The 2,500-nt window shown below is 49.4% G+C and carries 3 protein-coding genes and 1 pseudogene; all 4 read right to left on the bottom strand.

From position 1 onward, the window contains the following. Positions 1-184, bottom strand: a 184-nt coding sequence (locus BP822_RS04920; protein ID WP_286877846.1) for a hypothetical protein, incomplete at its 3' end; no start/stop codon positions are given. Positions 185-214: 30 nt separating this feature from the next. Further along, positions 215-1,225, bottom strand: coding sequence for an ABC transporter substrate-binding protein (locus BP822_RS04915; RefSeq protein WP_273279020.1), 1,011 nt, complete (start codon positions 1,223-1,225; stop codon positions 215-217). A gap of 32 nt (positions 1,226-1,257) precedes the next feature. Next, entirely contained in the window at positions 1,258-2,277 is a 1,020-nt protein-coding gene (locus tag BP822_RS04910; RefSeq protein ID WP_286877844.1) for an ABC transporter substrate-binding protein, read from the bottom strand. A gap of 26 nt (positions 2,278-2,303) precedes the next feature. Beyond that, positions 2,304-2,500 (bottom strand): annotated as a pseudogene (locus BP822_RS04905) (ABC transporter substrate-binding protein); the annotation flags it as partial.

Raw genomic sequence — 2,500 nt, 5'->3', positions numbered from 1 at the left:
ATCCATAACATTGGCGAAGCCCTCGCAATAATTTGCGAGGTTCGCCGCAGTTTGACTTGGACCCATTTCGGGTGTCTATGCTGGCATTCTCCGGGTCCTTCTCGCAGCTCTGGTTCAGGATCTCCCATGCCCTCTCATTGGCCGCTACAGCCTCTTCTTCATTGCCCAGGAAATAAAGAGCCATGCACCAGCGTTTTTCTCAACTAAACGCCCTTCATGGATAGACGTACACGCCGTCCGGCTCCTGGCCGAAGAACTTTTGGAGAAGCTCTCTATGCACTGCCTCGGGATCGATATCTTTGAAGAGGTCGGGATGGAACCATTTGGCAAGGTAAAGATCTCCGACTACCGAGCGTATGCCGCTTGCCACAGGATTGCCGAGGATATAGACCCGGCCATCTACGATCGCCTTCACATCGCCAAGTTCGGGCCGGGAGAGGATCTCATCTCTCGTCTTCTCCATGTTATCGGTCAAATTTCCTTTTTCAGTGGAATAGTCGTAACGAATGATTATATCAGGGTCCTTCTCGACGAGCCATTCTGGATCCATTGTGGGATACTTGACTGGCTCATCGGCAACTATGTTTATCCCACCTGCAGCAACTGTGAGGTTGTGGAAGAGCGTTCCGTTGCCCATGCTATAGTAAGGCCTGGACCACTCGAAGAAGACCGCAGGCTTATCCTCCTCCTCGAGACCAGCAGTGCGTTCCTCGATGATGCCCTGATACCTTTCTATAAAGCCGATGATCTCCTCTGCCCGATCAGCTTTATCCAGCAAAACCCCAATATGTCTCACAGGAGTGGCCACCGTTTTTGAATCCCAGGTGGTCTCTACAATCACGGGTATGCCCGCAGACTCTATCTTCTTCCGATCGTCGTTGGACAGCATGCTGTCGGCTATTACCAGATCAGGATCTAGTTTATGGATGAGTTCTATGTTTGGCGTATAGGAGCTTTCTGCCACCACCTGCACATCCGCAAGAGCTGGTGGAAAGAACGAGTATGAGTCGCGCCCAACGATCTTATCGCAGGCGCCAAGGGCACATATGATCTCTGAGGCACGAGAGCTGATCGAGGCTATCCGTTCCACAGGAGTCGGTACATCGACAGACTGCCCCCTGCCGTCGACGATGGTTATCATCTCTGCCTTTGCGTCCTCACATGCCCCCAGGAAGCTCAAAAGCATAAGGGCTATGAAAAGGCCAGTTAAAACTTTGCCAGTCACCTATTTCAACTCCACTAAAGTTATCTTGAATATCATGGATAGACGCACTTCTCCGTTAGATCTTCACCGAAAAATTCATCGAGAAGCTCTCTATCCACTGTCTCTGGATCGATATCCTCGAAGAGATCCGGATGGAGCCATTTAGCGAGCCAAAGCTCTCCGACTATTGAGCGAATGCCCCATGCTACGGGATTTCCCAGGACATAAACCCGGCCCTCCTTGACCGCCTTGACATCGCTCAATTCGGGCCTGGAGAGAATTTCGTCATGAATTTCCTTCATCTTGTCAGTCAAGTTCTCTTCAGCGGTGTTAGTAGCATAGCTGAAAATTATATCAGGATCTCTCTCGACGATCCATTCAGGGTCCATAATTGGATATTTGATAGGCTGGTCGGCAGCGATGTTTATACCACCGGCAGCGATTGTGAGATTGTGGAATGTCGTTGCTGAAGCCATGGTGCTATATGGATATCCGATCTCAATATATACTGCAGGCTTATCCTCGGACTTCAGATCTTCAGTACGCTCTTTTATGATATCCTGATATTTTTTGATGAAGTTTATGAGCTCTTGTGCCTGTTCTTCTTTATCAAGCAAAATCCCAAGATGGCTCACAAATGCCTCTATGGTGGTGGAGTCCAAGGCAGTCTCTACGATTACCGGTATGCCCGCAGCCTCTATCTTCTTTCGATCGTCTTCAGAGAGCATACTGTCCGCAATCACCAGGTCGGGATCGATCTTATGGATAAGCTCTATATTTGGACTGTAGGAGCTCTCAGCAACTACAGGAACATCTTTCAGAGATGAAGGAAAGAAGGAATACGAGTCGCGCCCAACTATCCTATCTTCAGAGCCAAGCACAGAGATGATCTCAGATGCACGTGATGTGATTGAGACTATTCTCTCCACGGGAAGCGATATGTTTGCTGATTTTCCGGTTCCGTCCACTATGGTAATGATATCATCTGTCCCCTCGCCCGCGCCCACACAGGCCCCCAAGAGGCAAAAAAGGATGAGGGCCAGGAGAGCGCCTCCCAAAAGTTTGCCATTCATGTTTGCAGCTCCTTTAATGCGAAGTTTCATACCTCGGGATAGGCCCATACCCCTTCGAGATCGAGCCCGTAAAACTTCTGCAGCATATCTTTTTCCACCGCTGCCGGATCGATATCCTCGAACAGCTCAGGATGGAACCATTTTGCCAAATAAAGCAGATATCCAACCATTCGAGGCCCTCTTCTGATAGAGAGATGGCTTATGTAGACCCGTCCGTTTCTGA

This window comes from Methanosaeta sp. UBA458, assembly GCF_002496085.1.
In the GTDB taxonomy this organism is placed as follows: Archaea; Halobacteriota; Methanosarcinia; order Methanotrichales; family Methanotrichaceae; genus Methanothrix; species Methanothrix soehngenii.
Note: the sequence above shows the minus strand (reverse complement) of the source record. Positions and strands in the feature narration are given on the sequence as shown.